This window comes from Microbispora sitophila (genome assembly GCF_014892245.1).
In the GTDB taxonomy this organism is placed as follows: Bacteria; Actinomycetota; Actinomycetes; order Streptosporangiales; family Streptosporangiaceae; genus Microbispora; species Microbispora siamensis.
Window position 1 is genome coordinate 191,090 of record NZ_JADBGC010000015.1, and the last position, 20,832, is coordinate 211,921.

The 20,832-nt window shown below is 71.1% G+C and carries 20 protein-coding genes; 13 read left to right on the forward strand and 7 right to left on the reverse strand.

The window, feature by feature from the left end:
* The first annotated feature begins 512 nt into the window (after positions 1-512).
* Positions 513-2,660 (forward strand): RNA polymerase recycling motor ATPase HelR, encoded by a 2,148-nt coding sequence (gene helR, locus IL992_RS27230; protein ID WP_193206211.1) that lies wholly within the window; start codon positions 513-515, stop codon positions 2,658-2,660.
* Between the two features lie 16 nt (positions 2,661-2,676).
* Here the strand turns inward: helR and IL992_RS27235 are convergent, their stop codons facing one another.
* Positions 2,677-3,420: an SDR family oxidoreductase gene (locus IL992_RS27235; RefSeq protein WP_193206212.1), complete on the reverse strand. Its 744-nt coding sequence runs from the start codon at positions 3,418-3,420 to the stop codon at positions 2,677-2,679.
* A gap of 210 nt (positions 3,421-3,630) precedes the next feature.
* On the opposite strand from IL992_RS27235, the gene IL992_RS27240 reads away from it, so the two are divergent.
* Positions 3,631-4,560 carry an RNA polymerase sigma-70 factor gene (locus IL992_RS27240; protein WP_193206213.1) on the forward strand — a complete coding sequence of 310 codons (930 nt, stop codon included), beginning with the start codon at positions 3,631-3,633 and terminating at the stop codon, positions 4,558-4,560.
* 47 nt (positions 4,561-4,607) lie between these two features.
* Here IL992_RS27240 and IL992_RS27245 read toward each other — a convergent pair whose 3' ends face one another.
* Positions 4,608-5,606: a helix-turn-helix transcriptional regulator gene (locus IL992_RS27245; RefSeq protein ID WP_193206214.1), complete on the reverse strand. Its 999-nt coding sequence runs from the start codon at positions 5,604-5,606 to the stop codon at positions 4,608-4,610.
* Between the two features lie 70 nt (positions 5,607-5,676).
* Between IL992_RS27245 and IL992_RS27250 the strand changes: the two genes are divergently transcribed.
* The 3 genes from IL992_RS27250 to IL992_RS27260 all read left to right on the forward strand — a co-directional run bounded on the left by IL992_RS27250 (position 5,677) and on the right by IL992_RS27260 (position 8,462).
* Positions 5,677-6,456 (forward strand): DeoR/GlpR family DNA-binding transcription regulator, encoded by a 780-nt coding sequence (locus tag IL992_RS27250; protein WP_193206215.1) that lies wholly within the window; start codon positions 5,677-5,679, stop codon positions 6,454-6,456.
* A gap of 454 nt (positions 6,457-6,910) precedes the next feature.
* A complete protein-coding gene (locus tag IL992_RS27255) occupies positions 6,911-8,131 on the forward strand; it encodes an MFS transporter (protein WP_193206216.1) in 1,221 nt (406 codons plus the stop codon).
* Positions 8,132-8,201: 70 nt separating this feature from the next.
* Positions 8,202-8,462 (forward strand): winged helix-turn-helix domain-containing protein, encoded by a 261-nt coding sequence (locus IL992_RS27260; protein WP_204048552.1) that lies wholly within the window; start codon positions 8,202-8,204, stop codon positions 8,460-8,462.
* 36 nt (positions 8,463-8,498) lie between these two features.
* Here IL992_RS27260 and IL992_RS27265 read toward each other — a convergent pair whose 3' ends face one another.
* The 3 genes from IL992_RS27265 to IL992_RS27275 are packed head-to-tail and all read right to left on the reverse strand — an operon-like array spanning position 8,499 to position 11,238.
* Positions 8,499-9,098, reverse strand: coding sequence for a GNAT family N-acetyltransferase (locus IL992_RS27265; RefSeq protein WP_193206217.1), 600 nt, complete (start codon positions 9,096-9,098; stop codon positions 8,499-8,501).
* Entirely contained in the window at positions 9,095-10,567 is a 1,473-nt protein-coding gene (locus tag IL992_RS27270) for an APC family permease (RefSeq protein WP_193206218.1), read from the reverse strand. The genes IL992_RS27265 and IL992_RS27270 overlap by 4 nt, the downstream gene beginning before the upstream one ends.
* Before the next feature lie 29 nt (positions 10,568-10,596).
* Positions 10,597-11,238 carry a GOLPH3/VPS74 family protein gene (locus IL992_RS27275; RefSeq protein ID WP_193206219.1) on the reverse strand — a complete coding sequence of 214 codons (642 nt, stop codon included), beginning with the start codon at positions 11,236-11,238 and terminating at the stop codon, positions 10,597-10,599.
* Positions 11,239-11,640: 402 nt separating this feature from the next.
* Here IL992_RS27275 and IL992_RS27280 point away from each other — a divergent pair, with 402 nt between their 5' ends.
* Positions 11,641-12,180 carry a hypothetical protein gene (locus IL992_RS27280; RefSeq protein ID WP_226873840.1) on the forward strand — a complete coding sequence of 180 codons (540 nt, stop codon included), beginning with the start codon at positions 11,641-11,643 and terminating at the stop codon, positions 12,178-12,180.
* A 60-nt stretch (positions 12,181-12,240) separates the two neighbouring features.
* Positions 12,241-12,441, forward strand: a complete 201-nt coding sequence (locus IL992_RS27285) for a DUF3072 domain-containing protein (protein ID WP_030508076.1) — start codon at positions 12,241-12,243, stop codon at positions 12,439-12,441.
* Between the two features lie 102 nt (positions 12,442-12,543).
* Here the strand turns inward: IL992_RS27285 and IL992_RS27290 are convergent, their stop codons facing one another.
* Entirely contained in the window at positions 12,544-13,407 is an 864-nt protein-coding gene (locus tag IL992_RS27290) for an SDR family oxidoreductase (RefSeq protein WP_193206220.1), read from the reverse strand.
* Between the two features lie 135 nt (positions 13,408-13,542).
* Here IL992_RS27290 and IL992_RS27295 point away from each other — a divergent pair, with 135 nt between their 5' ends.
* On the forward strand, positions 13,543-15,075 hold the full coding sequence (locus tag IL992_RS27295) for a pentapeptide repeat-containing protein (RefSeq protein WP_193206221.1): 1,533 nt from the start codon (positions 13,543-13,545) through the stop codon (positions 15,073-15,075).
* A 20-nt stretch (positions 15,076-15,095) separates the two neighbouring features.
* On the opposite strand, the gene IL992_RS27300 is transcribed toward IL992_RS27295, so the two are convergent.
* Positions 15,096-15,254 (reverse strand): hypothetical protein, encoded by a 159-nt coding sequence (locus IL992_RS27300; RefSeq protein WP_193206222.1) that lies wholly within the window; start codon positions 15,252-15,254, stop codon positions 15,096-15,098.
* Between the two features lie 408 nt (positions 15,255-15,662).
* On the opposite strand from IL992_RS27300, the gene IL992_RS27305 reads away from it, so the two are divergent.
* From IL992_RS27305 to IL992_RS27325, 5 genes are read left to right on the forward strand one after another with little or no spacing between them, the layout of a single operon-like run.
* Positions 15,663-16,547, forward strand: coding sequence for an ABC transporter substrate-binding protein (locus IL992_RS27305; RefSeq protein ID WP_193206223.1), 885 nt, complete (start codon positions 15,663-15,665; stop codon positions 16,545-16,547).
* Positions 16,538-17,599 carry an amino acid ABC transporter permease gene (locus tag IL992_RS27310; RefSeq protein ID WP_319018857.1) on the forward strand — a complete coding sequence of 354 codons (1,062 nt, stop codon included), beginning with the start codon at positions 16,538-16,540 and terminating at the stop codon, positions 17,597-17,599. The genes IL992_RS27305 and IL992_RS27310 overlap by 10 nt, the downstream gene beginning before the upstream one ends.
* A gap of 14 nt (positions 17,600-17,613) precedes the next feature.
* Positions 17,614-18,366 (forward strand): amino acid ABC transporter ATP-binding protein, encoded by a 753-nt coding sequence (locus IL992_RS27315; protein ID WP_193206282.1) that lies wholly within the window; start codon positions 17,614-17,616, stop codon positions 18,364-18,366.
* A complete protein-coding gene (locus tag IL992_RS27320) occupies positions 18,363-19,967 on the forward strand; it encodes an N-acyl-D-amino-acid deacylase family protein (RefSeq protein ID WP_193206224.1) in 1,605 nt (534 codons plus the stop codon). The genes IL992_RS27315 and IL992_RS27320 overlap by 4 nt, the downstream gene beginning before the upstream one ends.
* Positions 19,968-20,007: 40 nt before the next feature.
* A complete protein-coding gene (locus tag IL992_RS27325) occupies positions 20,008-20,823 on the forward strand; it encodes a serine hydrolase (protein ID WP_193206225.1) in 816 nt (271 codons plus the stop codon).
* The last annotated feature ends 9 nt before the right edge of the window (positions 20,824-20,832 follow it).

A 20,832-nucleotide genomic window follows, 5' to 3' on the forward strand; every position in this document is an offset into this window, starting at 1 on the left:
CTCGCGCCAGGCTCAGCCCGGAGCATCACACGGCACGCCGCAGATGAAGGGAAAGGGAAAGGGGATCATCCGCTCCTTTCCATTTTCAACGTATAGCGCACAGGGGGGCTTGCGGCAAGACCCCGGTCGTGCCGCAGAATCGTCGGCCGGAAGCAGCGCCTGCGGAAAACGGGGGACGGGACGTGCGTGTGTCGTTGTCGACGTTCGGGTCGCGCCGACCGCGTCGAGCCCGTGACGGGGCTCGACGCGGTCGGCGGGGAAAGGCCGGTGGTTCAGGCAAGCCCCGTGGTTCAGGCAAGCCCCGTGGTTCAGCAAGCCCAGTGCCCGCCTGAACCACGCGGGATCGTCGCGCCAGAACCCAGGAACACGAGAACCTGCGCACCCTGGCGACCTGAACCGGCAACAGCAACAGGTGTCCACGTCTGCTCGTCATGGCCACCGGTTTCGTCACAGCGGTTCGGGCGCCTTGGTGCGCGTGATGGTCGCAAGCGACCCAGATCGGAGCTGATGACGTGAACCCGCTGCCCACCAGCGCGTTCGATCTTCCCGACCACCTCTCCCACAAGGCCGATCCGAGGCTGATCGCCGCCGATGAGCGGCACTTCTCGGCCATCGCCGAAAGCCTCGGACAGTCGATCGCCGAGCTGTCCGACCGCCTCGACGCCGAACTCAAGGCACCCGGCGGGACAGGCCGGCAGGCGCTGGACCGGGACCTGGAGGTCCACCGGCTGACCGCTCGCCTGCGCGTGCTGCGGCGCTTCGGCCTCGACCTGTGCCTCGGACATATGGTCGGCGAGGACAACTCCGAGCCCGTGTACATCGGACGGCTGGGCCTCACCGACAGCGCGGGCCGCCGGCTGCTGCTCGACTGGCGCTCCCCCGCGGCCGAGCCGTTCTTCGGAGCCACCCACGCCAACCCGATGGGGCTGACCAGCCGCCGCAGGTATCGCTGGACCCGCGGCCGGATCAGCGACTACTGGGACGAGGTGTTCACCCCGGACAGGTTCGAAGGGCACGCCGCGCTCGACGACCAGTCCGCCTTCATCGCCAGCCTGGGCAGCAGCCGGTCGCCACGGATGCGCGACGTGCTCGGCACCATCCAGGCCGACCAGGACGCCATCATCCGCGCGGGATCCGAGGGCGCTCTCGTCGTCGACGGCGGCCCCGGCACGGGGAAGACCGTCGTCGCTCTGCACCGCTCCGCCTACCTCCTCTACTCCGACCCTCGTCTCGGTCAGCGCCGGGGCGGCGTGCTGTTCGTCGGTCCGCACCAGCCCTACCTGGCCTATGTCGCCGACGTACTGCCCAGCCTCGGAGAGGAGGGCGTGCAGATCTGCACCCTGCGGGACCTCGTCCCCGAGGGAGCCACGGCAGCGATCGAGACCGATCCCGACGTGGCCCGCCTGAAATCGTCCGCGGATCTGGTGAAGGCCATCGAGCCGGCCGTCAGGTTCTACGAGAACCCGCCCACAAAGGAGATGACGGTCACGACCCCCTGGTCCGACATCCGGCTGAGCGCCGACGATTGGGCCGAGGCGTTCGAAGCACCGGAACCCGGCACTCCGCACAACGAGGCGCGCGACCAGATCTGGGACGAGCTGCTCACGATCCTGGTGGACAAGCACGACGGCGACGTCCCGGCCGAACTGGTCCGCAGGTCGCTGCTGCGGGACAGGGAACTGCTCACGACCTTCAACCGCGCGTGGCCGCTGATCGAAGCGACCGACCTCGTCGGCGACCTGTGGTCGGTGCCCGCATACCTGCGGATGTGCGCTCCGTGGCTCAGCGTGGACGACGTACGGAAGCTGCAGCGTGCGGACGCCCAGGCGTGGACGGTGTCCGACCTGCCGCTCCTGGACGCGGCGCGGCAGCGGCTCGGCGACCCGGAGGCCTCACGACGCAGGCGCCGCCATGACGCCGCTGTCGCGGCCCAGCGCGAGGGCATGGCGCGGGTCGTCGACGACCTGATCGAGGCCGACGACTCCGAGATGCTCGTGATGTCGATGCTGCGCGGACAGGACCTGCAGGAAGCCCTGGTCGACGAGTCCGCACTGCCCGCCGCCGACCCGGACCGGCTCGCCGGCCCGTTCGCGCACATCGTCGTGGACGAGGCTCAGGAGCTCACCGACGCGGAGTGGCAGATGCTGCTGCTGCGCTGCCCGTCCCGGAGCTTCACCATCGTCGGGGACCGCGCCCAGGCCAGGCACGGGTTCACCGAGTCGTGGCACGAACGGCTGAAGCGGATCGGGCTCGACCGGATCACCCTGGCCTCCCTGAGTGTCAACTACCGGACGCCGGAAGAGGTCATGGCGGAGGCCGAGCCGGTCATCCGGGCCGTTCTCCCGGACGCCAACGTGCCGACCTCCATCCGTAGCAGCGGCCTCCCCGTCGTACACGGATCAGTTTCGGATCTCAGCGCGCTTCTCAACACCTGGCTCGCCGAGCATGCCGATGGGACCGCCTGCGTCATCGGCGACCCCTCGTTCGAGGAGACCTCCCGCGTCCGGTCGCTGACCCCCGAGCTGTCGAAGGGGCTCGAGTTCGACCTGGTCGTCCTCATCGACCCGGAGAGGTTCGGCGAGGGCGCCGAGGGGGCGGTCGACCGCTACGTCGCCATGACCCGGGCGACCCAGCGACTCGTCATACTCACCGGCTCCTGACGCCGGCCGGCGGCGGTCACCACCCGACGGGGCCGAGGCGGTCGATGAAGATCCCGCTCGGCCCGTCGGGGCCGAGCGTCGCGAGTCTGACGATCGAGTCGGTGCCCTCGGTGACCGTCAGCTGGCCGGTGTGGTTGTTCATGTCGGTGGCGGCGAACTTGCGGTTCGCGACCTCTCCGGGAGTGGCGACGTTGAACTTGATCTCCGGGAGCGCCTGGGCGTACCGAACGGTGATCATGTTCAGCGCCGCCTTCGACGAGCTGTAGGCGAGCTCGTGCATTCTCGAGACGGGCTGCTCCGGATCGGTCACCACCGCGAAGGAGCCGCCGCCGCTGGACACCATCACCACCCGCGGATTGTCCGCCGCCCGCAGCAGGGGAAGGAACGCGTGCGTGACCCTGATCGGTCCGTACACGTTGGTCTCGTAGACGGAATGGATCTCGTCCACCGTCGCGTCCGCGGGCGCGACGACCCTTCCCGGCGTGCCGGCGTTGTTGATCAGTACGTCCAGGCGGTCGGTGTGCTCGCGGACGAGCCGTACGGCGTCGGCCACCGACTCGTCCGAGGTCACGTCCAGCGGGACCATGACCACCTCGACGCCACCGGCGGTCAGCTTGCCGGCGGCCGCGCGCCCGCGGTCCTCGTCACGCGAGCCGAGAAAGACCGTCCACCCCTCTTCCCCGAGCCGCCGGGCCGTCTCGAAACCGAGTCCCTTGTTGCCTCCGGTGATCAGCACCGAGGTCCGCTCCGAGTTCGTCATCCGTCCTCACTCCGTGGAGTCGCGTGCCACGCGGATCGTCCGCGCGGCGTCCTGACGAACACGAGATGCCGGTGCCCCGCCGCCTGTGACAGCGCGGTTGTGTGACGTACGCCACCAGTCACCGGAGTCACAGAACCTCGAAGATAGGCATCTTGTGCGTGTGGCCCAATAGGTGTGGCCCAGTCGAGCGCGATAAGGCAGGAGCCGGTGATGAGCGAGGGACAGGTGGACGCGGCCGAGCCGTTCACTCAGGGGGAACCCCTGGACGTCGCCACGGAGACGTTCGTCGCCCACCGCAACCTGCTGTTCACCGTGGCCTACGAGATGCTCGGTTCGGCCGCGGACGCCGAGGACGTCCTGCAGGAGACCTGGCTGCGCTGGGCGGGTGTCGACCTCGGCACGGTAAGGGATCATCGTGCCTACCTGGTGCGGATCGTCACCCGCGAGGCGCTGATCCGGCTGCGTACGCTCGGCCGCCGCAAGGAGTCGTACGTCGGGCCGTGGCTGCCCGAGCCGTTGCTGACCGCGCCTGATGTGGCCGAGGACGTCGAGCTGGCCGACAGCGTCTCGATGGCGATGCTGCTGGTGCTGGAGACGCTTCAGCCGACCGAGCGGGCGGTGTTCGTGCTGCGCGAGGTGTTCGACCTGGACTACGACGAGATCGCCGAAGCCGTCGGCAAGAGCCAGGCCGCGGTCCGCCAGATCGCCCACCGCGCCCGCTCACACGTCGCCGCCCGGCGCCCCCGCGACGTCGTGTCCCCGAACGTGACCCGCGACGCCCTCCAGGCCTTCCAACGGGCAGTCGAGACCGGCGACCTGCAACGCCTGCTCGACATCCTCGCCCCCGACGTCGTCCTCCTGAGCGACGGCGGCGGAATCAAGAAGGCCCTGGCGCAGCCCATCCTGGGGGCCGGCAAGGTGGCTCGCCTGCTGGCCGCCGGCCTGGACAGGTTCGGCACCGAGGTGTCGGTCGAGCCGGTGCAGGTCAACGGCCACCCGGGTCTCGTCATGCGGATCGACGGGGAGATCGACGGCGTCGTGGCGATGCGGATCGAGGACGGGCTCATCGCCGGGATCTACTTCATCCGCAATCCCGACAAGCTGTCGCGCGTGGAACGAGAGACCGCGCTGAGCCGCTGAGACCGGAACGACCGGGCAGTCCGCGCCGGGACCCTGTGCCGTCCGCTTCAGCGTCCGGCACCGGGCTCGTCCTCCGGCGCCGCGCCGTACATACGGGAAAGGTCCGCGACGGCCTCGGTCATCAGCGCGCGGAGGTCGGCCGGCTCCAGCACCTCGACGAGGACGCCCATGCGCAGGAACAGCCACCGAGCGTGCGTGAGGGACTCGATCGGCAGCGTCAGCCGGGTCCAGCCGCCGGGCTCCGGCCGTCCGTCAGCCAGCGCCTTGTCGACGACGTCTCCTCCCAGGGTGAACCGGAGCAGGTCCTCCGCACCGGGCGCGAGCCGCACCACCGCCTCGGCCGTGTACATGCGTGAGGCGAACTCCGCGGCGAAATCGCGCCAGAACTCGGCGAGGTCGAAGTCCTGCGGCCGTTCGAAGCGCTCCGACAGCACCTCGGCCTCGATGATCCGGCCCACTCGGTAGGTCCGCACGGTGCCCGAGCAGGCGGCGGCGAGATACCAGGAACCACCCTTGAGGACCAGCCCATAGGGGTGCACCAGCCGCTCCACCTCGGCCGGCCCCCACCGGCGGTAGCGCAGCCGGAGCACCCGCTCCTCCCACACCGCCTCGGCGACCTCCGTGAGGAACGGCGCCTCGTCGGCGCCGCGATACCAGCCCGGCACGTCGAGGTGGAACCTCTCCCGCATCCTGGCCGCGTGGGAACGCGGCTCGGGCGGCAGCGCGGCCAGCAGCTTCAGCTCCGCCGCCGCGGCGAAGTCGGCGAGACCGAGTTCGGCGGCCGGCCCCGGCAGGCCGGTCAGGAACAGGGAGGACGCCTCCTCCACCGTGAGCCCGTTCAGGCGGGTACGGTAGCCGTCGAGCAGCTGGTAACCGCCGAGCGGCCCACGGTCGGCGTAGACGGGCACACCGGCGGCCGACAGGGCCTCGACGTCCCTGTAGACGGTGCGGACCGAAACCTCCAGCTCTTCGGCGATTTCGGTGGCGGTCATCCTGCCGCGTGTCTGTAGCAGGAGCAGCAGGGACAGCAACCGGCTCGCGCGCATATAACCAGTCTGCCACCTTTACAACGTAGATTTATTTGCTTTCGCACATAGACTATGTTCAAATGAACGCGTGGAAAGTGCCGAACGGATCCGGGCCATCATGAACGCGCTGCGTACGTCCGACAGCGTCTCCGTGTCCGAACTGGCGCTGGCATACGGCGTCTCGGAGATGACCATCCGCCGTGACCTGGACGAACTCGCCCAGCAAGGGGTGGTGCGGCGCGTTCGCGGCGGCGCCCTGAGCCTGCTGCTGCGTGGCGAGGAGCCGCCGTTCGGCGTGCGCGAGCGGGAGGCGATCGACGCCAAGCGCCGCATCGGCGCCGAGGTCGCGGGCCTGCTGGCCGACGGCGAGGCCGTGCTGCTCGACGGCGGCACGACCGCGCTCGAAGTCGCCCGAGCCGTACGCGAGCGCCGCCTGACCATCCTGCCGCTGGCGCTGCAGGCGGCGCAGGAACTGGCGGGCGCACCCCGCGTCCGCCTCGTCCTGCCCGGCGGGGAGGTGCGGCACGGGGAGATGAACTTCGTGGGGCCGCTCACCGAGACGTCGATCAAGGCCCTCCGGTTCGACACCGCGGTGATCGGCTGCTGCGGTCTGTCGGCCGAACACGGCCTGACCGCGCACGACCTGCCCGAGGTGGCCATCAAACAGGCCGCGATCGCTTCGGCCCGCCGCGTCGTCGTCGCGTGCGACTCGGGGAAGTTCACCCGTACGGCGTTCGGCGCGGTCTGCGGGCTCGACCGGCTCGACGTGGTCGTCACCGACGAGAACATCCCCCGGGACCAGCACGACGCTCTCACCGCCGCCGGCGTCGCCGTACGCACCGTCCCCGCCTCCGTCCCCGTCACCTGAGCACCACCTCTCCCCTGCTGGAGCCGGGGACGTCCGTGTCGAAAGAGTGGCGTCGCCCGGGGATCACCCCCCGCGTCGGACCTGGGCCGGGCGGATACGCGAGACAGGAGTCCTCCCCCGACCCCGAGTTGCGCCCTCAGACTCCACTCCGGGCGGTCGCCACGCCGGGCGGTTTCCCCGGGCGGGTGGCGCGAACACCTGCCTTGATCGTTCGCACACCTCGCCGGCACAGCCGGTTGGCACAACCCGGCCATACAACTCCATCGGACGACACGAGCAGACTTCTGCGGCAGTACGCCGGCCGGATGCCCCGCCACTTCGCACCGGGCACTCCCGCGACAGCATGTCGCGTCGACATTCGCGACCACACCCGCGACCACACCCGCGACCACACCCGCGACCACACAGACGAACCTTCCGGTATGAACCTCCCAGCGCCCCCGAGGAGCACCACATGGCTCTGTCCGCCCCCGCCCGCCCGGCGCTTCTGCGCGCTCGCGTGGCCGTCTACGGACTGTTCCTGCTGTCCGGCATGGCCATGGGCACGTGGACCAGCCGGATCCCCGCCATCAAGGCGGGCCTGGGGTTGAGCGACGGCGCGCTCAGCCTGGGACTGCTCGGCATCGCGGCCGGCGCCATCACCGGCATGCAGGTCGTCGGCAGGTTGGTGGACCGCTACGGCAGCTACCGGACCATGCTGCCGGTGGCCATCGCCCAGGGCCTCGTCCTCGTGCTTCCCGCCTACATGCCGAACCTGCCGGCGCTCGCGCTCTCCCTGTTCGCGTTCGGCGCGGTCTGCGGCACGCTCGACGTCGCGATGAACGCCAACGCCGTGGTGGTGGAGCGGGCGTCCGGAAAGTCGATCATGTCGTCCTTCCACGCGGTGTTCAGCGTCGGAGGGTTCGTGGGGGCATCCGCCGGCGGCATGTTCGCCCACGCCGGGGTGAGTCCCGGCGTCACCTTCGCGGCGATGGGTGCGGCGATCCTCCTCATCGCCCTGCTGAGCGCCCGCTGGGCGACGCGCGACGACCCGGCACAAGAGGCGGCGCAGGCGGGCTCCCCCGAGGCGCGACCCGCACGCCGGCGCGTCGGCGGCACCGTGCTGCTCCTCGGCGTCCTCGCGTTCTGCTGCATGATCGGCGAAGGCGCCGCGGCCGACTGGGGCTCGGTCTACCTTCGTGACAACCTGGGCTCCTCCCCCGGTTTCGCCGCTGCCGCGTACGCCGCCTTCTCGATCATGATGACGGCGGGCCGGTTCGCCGGGGACCGCCTCGCCGCCTGGCTGGGGCAGGTCACGCTGGTGCGCTGCTGCGGGGGGCTCGCCGGGGCAGGTCTCGCGGCCGGGATCCTCGTCGGCGAACCGGTCGCCGGGGTCGTCGGATTCGGTCTGTTCGGCGCGGGCCTTTCGTGCATCATCCCGCAGGTGTTCTCGGCCGCCGGGCACCGCGACCCGGCCCAGTCGGGCCGCGCGCTCGCCGCCGTGGCGAGCCTCGGCTACACCGGTTTCCTCGCCGGTCCCGTTCTGATCGGCGGCCTGGCCGAGGTCGTCACCCTTCCGCACGCGTTGCTGGTGCCCGCCGTACTGGCGTTGTTCGTGGCCCTCACCGCTCCGGCGCTGCGTTCGCCCCGTCCGGAACCCACGACCGATCGTCACGCGGAGCCCGCTCGCGACTGAGGCGGCGGGGAACGACGAGCCGCGGCGGAGGGCAAGGGTTGGATCGGGCGGGGCCGGGCAGTGGTGGGGCGTGGCCGTCACCAACGATCCCGAGGAACCGGTCCCCGCGCACCGGCGGCTCGCGGCGATGCTTCGCGAGGAGATAGTGCGCGGCCGGATCGAGCCCGACCGTCCCTTGCCGTCCGAGGAGCGCCTCGTTCGTGAGCACGGGTTCGCCCCCGAGGACGTACGCCGCGCCGTCGAGGTGCTCAGCGGCGAGGGCCTCGTCTACACGATCGAGGGGCAGGGGGCGTACGTGTCCACCCGGGCCGAGGAGACGGGCGGCGGCTGAGCGGTCAGCAGGCCGTCCCGTCCCCCACCGGTACGGCTATCCGGCCTGCGCGGACGAGCGGGGCTCGCGCCACATGGGGTACATGACCGGGCCGCCGGGAAGCCGGAGCAACTCGGGCATGTCGACGTAGCCGTGGCGGCGATAGAGCCGCCGGCTCGCCTCGCTGCTCGCCTCCAGGTAGGCCGGGATCCCCTCGGCGTCGAGCCTGCGGTGATGCTCCTCCAGCAGCAGGGTGCCCAGGCCGCGGCCGGTCCTCCCCCGTTCCAGCGCGATGAACGCCAGGTAGTGATGGGGCTCCTGGGGGTGGAGCTTCTCCGTCAGCTGCCCGAAGACGCCGTAGCGTTCGGCGTTGTCCCCCGCGAAGGACGCGATCGCCTCCTGCTCTCCGGGGATCTCGGGGAACGGCGCGGCGAACCAGACCGCCACACCGGCCAGCTCGCCCGACTCGTGGATGCCGTAGACGTCGCCGTGCTCCAGCGCGTGCCCGGCCCACATCGTGAAGAACCGCCGCTGCATCGGCAGCCGGTCTTCCACCCGCGGGATGAGCCACCTGGTGATCTCGTCGGTGTGGAAGGTGTCGGCGATGAGCCCGCCGGCCGCGGCCGCGTCCGTCATCCGGGTGATCTCGATCGTCACTTGACGCCCCCGTTGAGGGCCTGGGCGCCCAGGCCGATGTTGGCGTACACCTCGGGCCGGGTCGACTTCAGCACCCGCCCCCAGATGAGGCCGAAGACGATCGCCACAACGAAGATGCCGGGCAGGATCCAGCGGAGGATCGAGTCGGGCTCGACGCCGAGAACCGTGTCGAAGTTGATCAGGGTGAGGCCGATGATCACGCAGAGCGCCAGGATCGCCAGGGCCGGGGCTATGCGGGTGCGCCAGGTCGTCTCCCCCCGCGAATCGCGGGCGAAGAACACGATCACCGAGATCGAGGTGACGGTGAGCAGGGTCAGCAGCCCGAGACCGCCGAAGGTGCCGAAGATGAAGAACATCTTGGTCACCGGGTCGAGGCCGGAGATCGCGTAGACGATGATCACGATCAGCCCGAGCACCGTCTGCAGCAGCGACCCGGCGATCGGAGCGGCGGTGCGGGCCGAGGTGCGGCCGAAGATCGAGGGCAGAACGTTCTCCCGGCCCAGGGCGAAGATGTAGCGGGCCGTCGTGTTGTGGAAGGCGATCATGCAGGCGATGCTGCTGGTCACGAACAGCACCGAGCCGATCGTCGATACGGCGGAGCCCAGGTGGGTGGCGGCCTGGTTGAAGATGAGCTCGGTCCCCTGCTCCGAGGCGGCCTTGACGATCCCGTCCGGCCCGGTCGGCACCGTCTGCGCCCACGCGGAGAACGCGTACAGCACGGCGATGATCGCGATGCCCAGGTAGGTGGCGATGGGCACGGTCCTGTGGCGGTCCTTGGACTCCTCGGCGAAGACCACCGACGACTCGATGCCGGCGAACCCCGCGACGACGGTGGCGAGCGCGGCACCCACGCCGGGCACGAACAGCGCGCCGGGGGTGAAGCCCTCGAGGCTGAGACCGCCCGGGGCGGCGTGGGTCAGGTCGCCGAGGTCGAACAGCAGCACGATGGCGATCTCACTGACCAGCAGGACGGACAGGATCTTTCCGTTGACGTCCACCCGCAGCAGGCCGAGCACGCCGGTCAGCACCCAGGCCACGAGCGCGATCACCCACCACGGGGGCGAGCCGCCGAACCATTCGACGAGCAGCGGCTCGGCCGCCGATCCGATGATTCCGTAGAGGCCGAGCTGCAGCGCGTTGTACGCCAGCAGCGCCACCCAGGCGGTCGCGACTCCCTGGGTCCGGCCGAGCCCCTGGGCGGCATAGGCATAAAAAGCGCCCGCGTTCACCACGTGCCTGGCCATCGTCACGTATCCGACAGCGAATAGCGCGAAAATAGCGCCCAGCATCAGGAATGCGAACGGGACGCCGATGACGCCCGTCACCGTGTACGCCGTCGGGACCGACCCCGCGACGACCATCAGCGGCGCCGCCGCGGAGATGACGAAGAAAACGATGGACGGCACGCCGAGCCGGTCCTCGGCCAGTGCGGCGGTGACGGCGCTGGGCCGTTGCTGTGTGAGGGACACCTGCAACTCCGTGTGAGGGGGGTTGGAGGTCACCGGCGGCTGATGACGGCCTGGCCGACGGCGACCTTGGTCTGGGCGATGAGTCTCCGCAGGGGTACGGGGAGCATGGCGGTCGCGGCGGCCACGAACCGGGGATCGTGCTCGGACAGGACCCGCTGGGCGCAGCCGGCCGCGTCCAGGAGCCCCAGGAGGACGCAGTCCCCGGTCACCGGCGGCTTGCGCCGCTGCACGGCGAGATTCAGGCGGGCGAGCGGCCACGCGGCCGTGTTCATGTCCGCGGGGGCGGGGGGCTGCTGCTTCAGCAGGTGCCTGACCGGCGGCTTGAGCAGGTTCGCGGCGATCATCCTGGCGGTGACGTCGGCGTAGATCGTACGGGCGAAGAAGAGGAGCCACGTGCCGACCGGGTGCTGCGGTTCGGCGATGACGTGCCCGAGCACCGCGCGGGTGAGCGGATCGCCGGTGGCGTCCCGGGTCGTCGGGTAGAGGCGTTCCGGGTTCGACGCGAAGTCGAGCGCCACGCGCTCGGCGAGCATCAGTTCGCCGAGGACCCCGCCGGCCAGCGCCAGCCCCGTGAGCCGGGAATGAAGCAACGGATGACCCGTCACATTGTCGTGCAGGACAAAGTACAGGTCATCGACAAGGGACGGGCTCGAAAGATCGCTTTCAGCCACGGTCGGCGATGATATAGGCGAAATGTTCCATCTGTCATCGCACACATTCACGGCCGGGCGTTCTCCACGTGGAATGCGAGAATTGTGCCAACCGGAACATACTTTTCGGCTAATGCAATTACGGCCCGTCTCACGGATGGCCACAAGGGGCAGTGCACCGTCCGCGATGAGCGTGCCGGGCCCGTCAGCGGATCAGGGCGTTGGCCAGGATCGTGAGCAGGATCGACGCGACGACCGAGATGACGATCATCAGGAGACAGCCCGCCGCTCCCCCGAGTGGCCGAATCTTGAAATTTCCGGGCATGGCGTCCTCCCCCATGGCTGCTCGATATGCGCCTACCCCCGGCCCTCCTGGCGAACCGAGTGCGGTTTGTCCGTTTTACGGCCGGGCATCGTCGGCCTATGACCACCCAGGACGACAGGGGCGCGGCGGCCCTGGCCCGCGCCCACGGGCTCTTCAACATCGCCGGCGGGCTGTGGCCGCTGCTGCACCTGCCGAGCTTCGAGAAGGTGTTCGGCGCGAAGACCGACCGGTGGCTGGAGCGCACCGTCGCCGGTCTGCTCGTGGGGATCGGATGGACGCAGATCCGCGCCGCGTCCACTCCCGACGGCGCCGACCACGCGCGCCGGCTCGGCATGGCCACGGCGGCGACGCTGCTCGCCGTCGACCTGGTCTACGTGCCCACGGGCCGCATCCGGCCCACCTATCTGCTCGACGCGGCCGCCGAGGCGATGTGGCTGCGCGCCTGGCGGGCCCGCGCCGTACGGCCGGAGCCTCCGTCCACCCGCGCCGGCTCGATGTTCGCCGCGGCGGCGGCGCTGGCCGCCGGATGCGCCACGGGCGGCGTGCTGGCCGCGCGGATGCTGCGGCGGCGACGGGCGGAGCCGGGCGATTCGGAGCTCACCCGGGCCCGGTACATCCGCCACCCCGCGGCGCGGTGAGCCCAGGTTACGGACCACGACGGCGGGTAGAGCGAACGACAGTTCGACAATGGAGGAGTCATGGACCGAGGACCTGTGGAGAAGGACCCCGAGGAGTGGGCGACCGGGGACGAGCCGATGACCGCGCCGCAGGAGTCCTACCTGCGCACGCTGGCCAGGGAGGCCGGGCGGGACGTGCCGGAAGGGCTCAGCAAGGCCGAGGCCTCCAAGCTGATCGACGAGCTGCAGGACCAGAGCCGCCGTCTGAACGAGAACCGGTGAAGCAGGCCCAGGGAATCAAGCACAGGGCCCCCGGGACGACCCCGGGCGGCCCTGTGACGTCAACCCGCGCCATCGGCGCCGCCGGTCGTCGGCGCCGCCATCTCATCCGGGCAGCGTCTCGCCGCCGATCGGGGCGAGAACCTCGCCCGTGTAGTACGACGACAGCCGGTTGGCGGCGAAGAACACATACGAGGGAGCGATCTCGTCCGGGTCGGCCGGCCGGCCCATCGGCACCTGCTCACCGAACTTGTCCACCTTCTCCTCGGGGAACGTGGACGGGATGAGCGGCGTCCAGACCGGGCCGGGAGCCACGGCGTTTATCCTGATCCCCCGTTCGACCAGCACCTGGGCCATCGAATAGGTGAACGCGTTGATCGCGCCCTTGGTCGCGGAGTAGTCGATCAGAGTCTTGTTGCCGCGCAGCCCGTTGATCGACGAGGTGTTGACGATCGAGCCGCCCTCGGGCATGTGCCGCAGCGCGGCCTTCGTGACCCAGAAGTAGCTGTGGATGTTCACCGCGAAGGTGCGTTCCCACTGATCATTGGACAGCTCTTCCAGTGACTGCACCGGGGACTGCGTGGCCACGTTGTTCACGAGCACGTCGATCCCGCCGAGCTCGCGGACCGTGCGTTCCACGACCTCCTCGCAGTGGCGGGGATCGGCGAGGTCCCCCGGGATGATCAGACAGCGGCGGCCCTCCTGCTCCACCAGCTTCCTGGTGTGCTCGGCGTCCTCGTGCTCGGTCAGGTACGCGATCGCGACGTCCGCCCCCTCCTTGGCGAACGCCACCGCGACGGCCCGCCCGATGCCGGAGTCGCCGCCGGTGACGAGGGCACGCTTGCCCGCCAGCAGGTCACGTCCGGTGTAGTCGCGCATCTCGTCCCTGGGCTCGGGCGTCATCTCGCCCGTCCGGCCGGGGTACGGCTGCGTCTGCGGTGGCGGTGTGGAGTTCGGCTGCTCAGACATGCACGTCGGGTACCCCTGCCCGTCCAGGGCAAACGACCGGCGAGAAGCCCTGGGGCGATCGCCTGATGGATACACACTGTTACCTATCCATCACGCTTTAACGTCCCGAGACGGGACATCGGGTATGACGTTGCCATGACACCCCGGTCGCGGATCACTCCGCTCGACGTGGTCTGGAGAACGTGTGACGCCGTGCCCGAGTGCCTCGGCGTCGCCCACGAGCCCTACGGCAGATGCCTGGCACACCTCACGCCGGCCGAGGCGGCCGAACTCCTGCGGGGCCTGACGCCCGGCCAGGCCCTCGACCTGCGCGGCACCGTCCTGGCGGAGGACCTGCTCACGCGGGTCCTCGACGGCGTGGAGCACCGTGTCGGCAGGGCGAGGTTCGACCGCGCGGTCTTCACCGGTCCGGCCCGCTTCGGCGAGGTCGTCTTCGCCGGCGACGCGACCTTCGACCACGCGAGGTTCGACCGTCTCGCCTCGTTCTACGGCGCCCGGTTCCTCCGCAACGTCTCCTTCCGCGAGGCCCGGTGCCTGCGCGAGTTCTCCCTGCACGACGCGCGGGTGTGCGGCCACGCCGCGTTCGACCACGTCACGGTGCGCGGCGACGCCCTGTTCGGCGCCGCGCGGTTCGGCACCCCGCCACCCGGAGGCACGGCGAACGCGTCATTCCAGAAGGCGCAATTCCATGGGTTCGCCACGTTCGACGCGGCCACCTTCCACGGGGACGCCTGCTTCCGCGGCGCCCGGTTCCACCGGGCCGTCTCCTTCCGCGGTTCGGACTGCGGGGCGAGCGCCGAGTTCCAGGGCGCCCGCTTCGAGGGGGCGGCCTACCTCGGTCCGATGCGGATCGTGCGGCGCCTGTCGCTCGCGGGCGTACGGGCCTGCGCGCCGTTGCACATCGACACCGGCGGGTGCCGTGTGGTGCTTCGCGCGGCGGCCGTCCTCGGGCGGCTCGCCGCACGGCTGTCCGACGCCGAGGTCGACCTGCGGGACGCGACGCTCGCCGGGCTGTCCGCCGTCACCCGGCGCTCCGGCCGGCTGCGCGTGACCTCGCTCGACGGCCTCGACGCGGGCGCGCTCACGCTGACCGGGGCGGACCTGCGGGCGTGTGGCCTCGGCGGGCTGCGCCATCCCGAGGGCCTGCGCCTGCGGGAGTGCGTGTTCGCCGCGCCCCCGGGCGGGCTCGGGCTGCGCCTGGGATGGCCGCCCGTACGGTGGTGGAGCCGCCGCCGGGTCATCGCCGACGAGCACCTGTGGCGCGGATGGCCGGCACCGGGCGCCGACGAGCACGCGGCCGGTCCGGCCGGGGAGCGGGAACCCGACCCGGCGCGCCTGGCGGTTCTGTACGAGCGGCTGCGGCCGGGCGTCGACGACGCGCGCGTGGCGGCCGACTTCGCGTTCGGGGCCATGGAGATGCGGCGGCTGGGCAGCCCGCGCGGCCGGATGAGACTGCTGCTGTCGCTGTACTGGCTGGCCTGCGGATACGGTCTGCGCGCGGGGCGGGCCCTCGGATGGCTCGCGCTGGTGGCGGCCGTCGCCGCGGGCGCGGTGTGCTGGGCCGCCGGGGCGCGCCCGGCGGGCAAGCCCGCCGTCCACCGTGCCCGGGTCGCGGTCGTACGGCCCGCGGTCTCGGTCTCCCGCCCGGCGCCCGGGCTCGGGGGCTGATGAATACCGGACTCCGGGGATCAGCTCCAGGTGGCGTTCTTCAGCACGCCGGACAGTTCCCTGTGCTCATACACGTCCGCCACCAGGATCTTGGAGGTCGTCAGGAACCACTCTCGCTGGGTGAAGCGCACCTTCCGCCCCGAGCCGCCCTGCGGCTCGCAGTGATTGGGCCAGGTCACGTATTTGGCCGTGTGCCCCCGTCCGACGTGCCGGAGCCCCCTCGAACCCGCCCGGTCGCCGAACACCACGGGAGTGGGTCCTCCGAGGGGGCACAACGGCTCGGAGAGCGTGGGGGCGTACTGGGTCTTCCCGGTGTAGCCCCAATACCCCAGGGTTTTGGGGCCGACCAGCCAGAAGCCCCTGCAGTCGCCGTAGAAGTACTCGGGGTCGCTGCACCGGCCGGCGTTCTCGTCGTCATGCTCCGAACGTAGTGATCACTACTTGCGGGCCGCGTGGAACCGGCTTGCCGCATCTCACCGAAGAGCATCGAAGAGTTCGATGCTGAGGACCACAAGCGTTCACGATTGTTACGCCCGTTACCTCCTGTCGCCAACATAAGCTCAATCGTTCGCAAAACAGGAGGTTCCATGACAAAGCGCCTATGTGTGGCCATAGTTGGCGCGCTGGTCGTGTCGGCGCTCGCCGGCGGCTGCGGGCGTTCGTCGTCGGGGACCGCCGCGGGCGAGAACGCGGCGGCGACGACGGGCAAGACCGCGAAGGACCTGGTTCCCGAGGACGTGCGCAAGACGGGCACGCTGCGGGTCGCGACGTCGGAGGGCTACCCCCCGATGGAGATGTACAAGAAGGGCACTCAGGAGCTCACCGGTGTCGACCCCGACCTCGGCGCCGCCATCGCGGCCAAGCTCGGGCTGAAGTTCTCGATCACCAACGCGGCCTTCGACGGCCTCATCCCCGGCCTCCAGGGCGGGCGCTGGGACATCGTGATGTCCTCGATGAGCGACACCGAGGAGCGGCGCGCGGCGGTCGACTTCATCGACTACTTCAACGCCGGCGGCGCGATCATGGTGAAGAAGGGCAACCCGGAGGGCATCAAGACCCTCGATGATCTGTGCGGCCGCACGGTGGTGCTGGCCAAGGGCAGCTCCAACCTCGCCATCGGCGAGAAGCAGAACGAGAAGTGCGCCACGAAGATGAAGATCATGCAGAGCGAGGACGCGCCCACCGGCCTGCTCTCGATCGACTCCGGGCGCGCGGTGGCCACGATCGTGGACTACCCCGTCGCCGTGATGTACGCCAAGGACACCGGCAAGTACGACGTGCTGTCCGAACAGTACGAGGCCGGGCCGTGGGGCATCGCCGTCGACAAGCGCAAGACGGCGCTGCGCGACGCGGTCGCCAAGGCGATGGAGGAGCTCCAGGCCGACGGCGGCTACACGTCCGTGCTGGACAAGTACGGCGTGACGGCCAACGCCGTCGACGGCGTGCTGGTCAACACCCAGCCGTGGAAGTGACCCGAGAGGAGGCGGCCGACGCCGAGCTGCCGATCGAGGCCGTACGCCCCGTACGGCCCGGCCGGTGGCTGGGGGCGGCCGTCGCCCTCCTCTTCCTCGCCTGGCTGGCCTACACGATCACCGTCAACGAGAACCTGCACTGGGACGTCATCGTCGCCTACCTGGCCGACGGCAGGATCCTCGGCGGTCTGTGGGTCACGATCCAGCTCACCGTGCTGTCCATGGCCATCGGCCTGGCGCTGGGCGTGCTGGCCGCCGTCATGCAGCTGTCGGACAACCCCGTGCTGCGCGGCACCTCCGCCCTCTACACGTGGTTCTTCCGCGGCACGCCGCTGCTGGTGCAGCTCATCTTCTGGTTCAACATCGGGCTGGTCTTCCCCACCTTCGCGATCGGCGTGCCGTTCGGCGGGCCCAAGCTGATCGAGTGGCAGGCGAACGCGGTCATCACGCCGTTCACCGCGGCGCTGCTCGGCCTGGCGATCAACGAGGGCGCGTACATGGCGGAGATCGTCCGCGCGGGCATCCGCTCGGTCGACCCGGGCCAGCGGGAGGCGGCCGAGTCGCTCGGCATGTCGCACCGGCAGGTGCTGCGCCGCGTGGTGCTCCCGCAGGCCATGCGGGTGATCATCCCGCCGACCGGCAACCAGTTCATCTCGATGCTGAAGACCACCTCGATGGTCTCCGTGATCGCCGGGGCCGAGCTGCTGACCGTGGCACAGCGCATCTACCTCGGCAACTTCGAGGTCATCGCGATGCTCGTGGTCGCCTCGATCTGGTACGTCGTGCTCACCACGATCGCGAGCGTCGGGCAGCACTTCATCGAGAAGCGGTTCGAGCGCGGCCACGTGAGGCTGTCCTCCCGGGTCCGCCGCAACCTGTCGCCGCTGCCGTCCAAGGAGCCCCCACCGTCCAACGAGCCCCCACCGTCCAACGAGCCCCCACCATCCAACGAGCCCCCACCATCCAACGAGCCCCTACCGTCCAACGAGCCCCCACCATCCAACGAGCCCCCACCATCCAACGAGCCCCCGCCGTCGAAGGAGCTCTCGTGAACGCCGATCAGCCGATGGTGCGTATCCGCGCCGTCCGCAAGCGCTTCGGGTCGCTCGAGGTGCTCAAGGGCATCGACCTCGACGTCCCCGCCGGCGAGGTGGTGTGCGTGGTGGGCCCGTCGGGGTCGGGCAAGTCGACCCTGCTGCGCTGCGTCAACCGGCTGGAGACCATCGACTCGGGCCGGATCTGGGTGAACGGCGAGCTGATGGGCTACGCCGAGCGCGGCGGCCGGCTGCACGCGCTGCGCCCTCACGAGCTGTCCCGGCAGCGGCGCGGCATCGGCATGGTGTTCCAGCGTTTCCACCTGTTCCCGCACCGCACCGCGATCGAGAACGTGATGGAGGGGCCCGTCACCGTGCTGGGGACGTCCGCGGCCCAGGCCAGGCGGCAGGCGCGGGAGCTGCTCGACCGGGTCGGCCTGGCCGACCGGGCCCACCACTACCCGGCCCAGCTGTCCGGCGGCCAGCAGCAGCGGGTGGCCATAGCCCGCAGCCTGGCCATGCGGCCCAGCCTGATGCTGTTCGACGAGCCGACCAGCGCGCTCGACCCCGAGCTCGTGCAGGAGGTGCTGGCCGTCATGCGGGACCTCGCGGCGACCGGCATGACCATGATGGTCGTCACCCATGAGATGAACTTCGCCCGCGAGGTCGGCGACCAGCTCGTGTTCATGGACGACGGCGTCATCGTCGAGCGCGGCGACCCGCGCGAGGTGCTCGCGGCGCCGCGCCACGAGCGGCTGCGCACCTTCCTCGGGCAGGTCCAGTGAGCGGCTTCGACCTGCTCGTTCGGGGCGGCCTGCTGGTCGACGGCACCGGCCGCCCCGGCAGGCCCGCCGACGTCGGGGTCGCCGCCGGGCGGCTGACCGTGCTGGCCCCGGGCGAGGCCCCCCGTACGGGCGCGGCCGAGGTGATCGACGCGGCCGGACGGGTGGTCTCCCCCGGCTTCATCGACGTCCACACGCACTCCGACGGCGTCACACTGCTCGGGCCGTCCGGCGGCTCCAGGCTGGTGCGGGCGTCGGTGCTGCAGGGCGTGACCACCGAGATCTGCGGCAACTGCGGGTCCAGTCTCTTCCCGGCCCTGCCGGAGCGGCTGCCCGCCATGCGGGCCGAGACGCGGATCACCTTCGGCGGCGGCGTCGGCGCGTACGCCGACTTCGCGGGCTTCGCCGCCGCCCACGCGCGGGTGCCCCGGGCCAACCACCTGGCCTCGCTCGTCGGCCACGGCACGCTCCGGGCGGGCGTGCTCGGCCCCGTGGACCGGCCCGCCCGGCCCGACGAGCTGCGCACGATGTGCGCGCTGCTCGACGCCTCCCTGGCGCAGGGCGCGGCCGGGCTGTCCACCGGGCTGATCTACACCCCCGGCTCGTACGCCGGCACCGGCGAGGTGGTGGCGCTGGCGGCGGTGGCCGCCCGGCACGGCAAGCCGTACGTCACCCACCTGCGCGACGAGATGTCACGCGTCGAGGAGGCGCTGGAGGAGGCGATCGAGATCTCCCGGCGCAGCGGCGCGGCGCTGCACGTCTCGCACCACAAGACCGCGGGCCGGTACGCCTGGGGCCGCACCGAGCGCACGCTGCCGCGCATCGCCGCGCTGCGTGCCGAGGGCATGGACGTCACCTGCGACGTCTACCCCTACACGGCGGGCAGCACGGCGCTGGCCGCCATGCTGCCCCCCTGGGCGAACGACGGCGGTCTGGGGGCGCTGACGGCCCGGCTCGGCGATCCCGCCCAGCGCGACCGGATGCGCCGCGCCATCGCGGAGGGCGTGCCCGGCTGGGAGAACACGGTGGGCAACGGCGGCTGGGACCGCATCTCGGTGGCGTGCGCGCCCCGCCACCCCCAGGCGGAGGGCAGGACCATCGCCGACCTCGCGGCCTCGGCGGACGCCGACCCCCTCGACATGGCCGCCGATCTGCTGGTGGCCGAGGCCGGCGAGGTGACGATCATCAGTCACTCGATGGTCGAGGAGGACGTGCGGCGGGTGCTGGCCGCGCCGTACGCGATGATCGGTTCGGACGGCGTGCCGAAGCCGGGCGGGCGTCCGCACCCGCGCTGGGCCGGGACGTTCCCGCGGGTGCTCGGCCGGTACGTCCGGGAACTTGGGCTGCTGCGACTGGAGGAGGCGGTGCACAAGATGACCGGGATGGCCGCGGCGCGCTTCGGGCTGACCGGACGCGGTGTGATCCGCGACGGCGCGCACGCCGACCTGGTGGTCTTCGACCCCGCGACGGTGGCCGACCGGGCGACGTTCACCGAGCCGCTGCTGCCGCCCGCCGGCATCGACGCGGTCGTCTCCGGTGGCCGGGTCGTGGTGCGCGGCGGCGAGGAGACCGGCGCCCGGCCGGGCCGGGTGCTCGCGCTGTGACCTCGTGCAAGTCCGGCGAGAGCGGAAAGGAACGGACGCGATGAATTCCGGCGGGCCGGAAACGCTGCGGCTGGAGGAGGTGGCGGCCTCCTGTCCGGGCACGCTGGCCGTCTGCGTGCCCGGGGCGCTCGGCCTGAACGAGGACGTGGTGCTGCCGCTGGCGAGCACCGGCAAGGTGCTGCTGCTCGCGGCGCTCGCGCAGGACGTGGCGGCGGGCGTCGTGGACCCGGGCGAGCGCGTAACGCTGCTCGACGAGGACTACGCGGGTGGGTCGGGCCTGCTGACCGGCCTGTCGGCCCGCGACTGGACGGCCGGCGATCTCGCGCTGCTCACCGCCGCCGTCAGCGACAACACCGCGACGAACGCGCTGCTGCGGTGGCTCGGGCTCGGCCGGGTGGACGCGGCCGCCGCCGCGCTCGGGCTGGCCAGGACCCGGATCCACGACAGGATCCGCGAGCCCCGGCTTCCCGGGCATCCGCCGGCCTTCGCCACCGGGACGGCCCGTGAGCTGGCCGGACTCATGCGGTCGCTGGCGTACGGGCGCGAGCCGTGGCAGCGGCTGCTGCTCGGCTGGATGGCGCACAACACCGACCGCGCGCTGGTGCCCGCGCTGCTCCCGCACGAGCCCGAGGACCGCGACCCGCCGGCGGCCCTGCCGTACGCCGCCGGGGTCTGGGTGGCGAACAAGACCGGCACGGACGCCGGGACGCGGGCAGACGTGGGCGTCATGGCCGGGGCGCGGTGGGAGGGCTACGCCGTGCTCGCGCACGGGCCGGCGGGCCGCGAGCACGCCCTGGTCGAGGCGATCCGGCAGGCGGGTCTCGCCGTCGCCGCCGCCGTCCTCCCGGCTGGATGACTGGGGCGT